The organism is Streptomyces solincola (genome assembly GCF_002982015.1).
GTDB classification, from domain to species: Bacteria; Actinomycetota; Actinomycetes; order Streptomycetales; family Streptomycetaceae; genus Streptomyces; species Streptomyces solincola.
The window spans coordinates 1-1,770 of the sequence record NZ_PVLV01000571.1 but is presented as its reverse complement, the minus strand read 5'-3'; the positions used below and the strand labels follow the sequence as shown (position 1 = coordinate 1,770).

The 1,770-nt window shown below is 75.9% G+C and carries 2 protein-coding genes; one reads left to right on the top strand and one right to left on the bottom strand.

Features of this window, described 5'->3' with window-relative positions:
• The first annotated feature begins 347 nt into the window (after window positions 1–347).
• Window positions 348–956: a response regulator transcription factor gene (locus C6N75_RS27350; RefSeq protein WP_322888083.1), complete on the top strand. Its 609-nt coding sequence runs from the start codon at window positions 348–350 to the stop codon at window positions 954–956.
• Here the strand turns inward: C6N75_RS27350 and C6N75_RS27345 are convergent.
• Window positions 931–1,770 (bottom strand): ATP-binding cassette domain-containing protein (locus tag C6N75_RS27345; protein WP_181160643.1); only part of this gene is annotated, 840 nt, incomplete at its 5' end. The two genes, C6N75_RS27350 and C6N75_RS27345, sit on opposite strands and share 26 nt — an antisense overlap.

Here is a 1,770-nt window from a genome sequence, read left to right as displayed (position 1 = left end):
GCCGTGGGGTGGGGCTGGCAGAACAGCGGTATCCGGTTGCGGGCGGGGTGCGCACGCGCGCGGCCGGGAGTTCCCGCGTACGGCCCACCGGCCGGCCTCGGCCCGTCCCACGGACGGCGTACGCCTCTGACGACGCGCACCGGTCCGGCGGCGGGGAGCGGCCGCGCGCCGTGCACGCGGGCGCGCCTGATGCACGGGGGGCGCAGGGGGCGCGCGTTCGGTGCGGGGACACGCTGCCATCCGCTGCGGAGTGAGGTTCCGTTTCGGCCGTCCTGGGAAGCCGCTTGGGTGACCATACGGATGCCCGGTGTGTTCATGACCGGGTTGACGACCGGGAGGGGATGGCCATGACCAGGGTGCTCGTGCTGCACAGTGTCAGCCTGATGCGCTCCGCGCTGGCGGCGCTGCTGAAGACGGAGGGGACCTTCGACGTGTGCGCGGCCGACTGGCGCACCGCCGGCCGGCACGCGGGGGCGTTACGTCCGGACGTGTGCGTGGTGGACCTGGACTGTCCGGGCGCTTCGGCGCTGCTGGAGGGTGGGGAGAGTACGGACGAGCCGATTCCGGGGCCCCGGGCGGGGCTTCTGGTCCTGGCGTCGGCGGCCCGGCCGGGGGCGCTCAGAAGAGCCTTCGAGGCCCGGGCGCTGGGGTTCGTGGACAAGCACGGGTCCCCCCAGCGGCTGGTGCGGGGCATCACGCAGGTGGCGGCGGGCGAGCGCTTCGTGGACGAATCGCTCGCTTTCGGCTTTCTGGAGGCGACCAGGATGCCCCTGACCTCGCGCGAGCTGAGCGTGCTGGCGCGGGCCGCCGAGGGCGAGTCGATAGCGGAGATAGCCCGCGGGCTGCACCTGTCGAACGGGACGGTGCGCAACTACATGGCCTCGGCCACCCGGAAGGTCGGCGCCCGCAACCGGATCGACGCGATACGCATCACCCAGGGTGCGGGCTGGATGTGACCTCCCGCGCCCGGGATCGGTCCGAGGGGGCGGACCGGTCCGCGGTCGGCGAGGTGACCCCGCCGGGTGTTCCGGCCTCCTCGGGCTGCCAGCGGCCGACCAGGTCCCGGTAGAGGGGCGAGCGGGCCAGCAGCTCGGCGTGCGGGGCGCACTGGGCGCGGTCGCCGTCCAGGACGAGGACCCGGTCGGCCCGGACGGCGGAGCTGATCCGGTGGGCGACCACCACCAGGGCGCCCGGACGGGCGGCGAGCGCGCGTTCCGCGTGCTCCTCGGTGTCCGGGTCGAGGTGGCAGGTGGCCTCGTCCAGCAGCAGCAGCGGCGCCGGGGAGAGATAGGCCCGGCCCAGCGCGAGGCGCTGGCGCTCCCCCTGGGAGAGGCGGCGCGGATCCACCGGCGCGTCCAGGCCGCCGAGCCGGTTCAGCAGCGGGCCCAGGCGCAGGGCGCGCACCGCCTGTTCGAGATCGGCCGGGGAGGCGTCCGGGCGGAGGTAGGCGAGGTTCTCGCGGACGGTGCCGGTGAAGACGTACGCCTGCTGGGGCAGCAGCGCACGGCGGGCCTCCGGGTGCGGCGGTCCGTCCGGTCCGGCGGGCACGCCCGCGACCCGCACCTCGCCCCGGTCCGGCACCAGGGCGCCGGCGAGCAGGGCGGTGAGGGTGGACTTGCCGATGCCGCTCGGGCCGACCACGGCCAGGTGCTCGCCGTCCGCCACGGTCAGCTCCAGCCCGTCCAGCACGGGCCGCGCCCCGGGGCCGTAGGCGAAGGTGACGCCCCGCAGTTCGGCGGCGGGCCGGGGGGACACGGCGGGTGGCGGTAC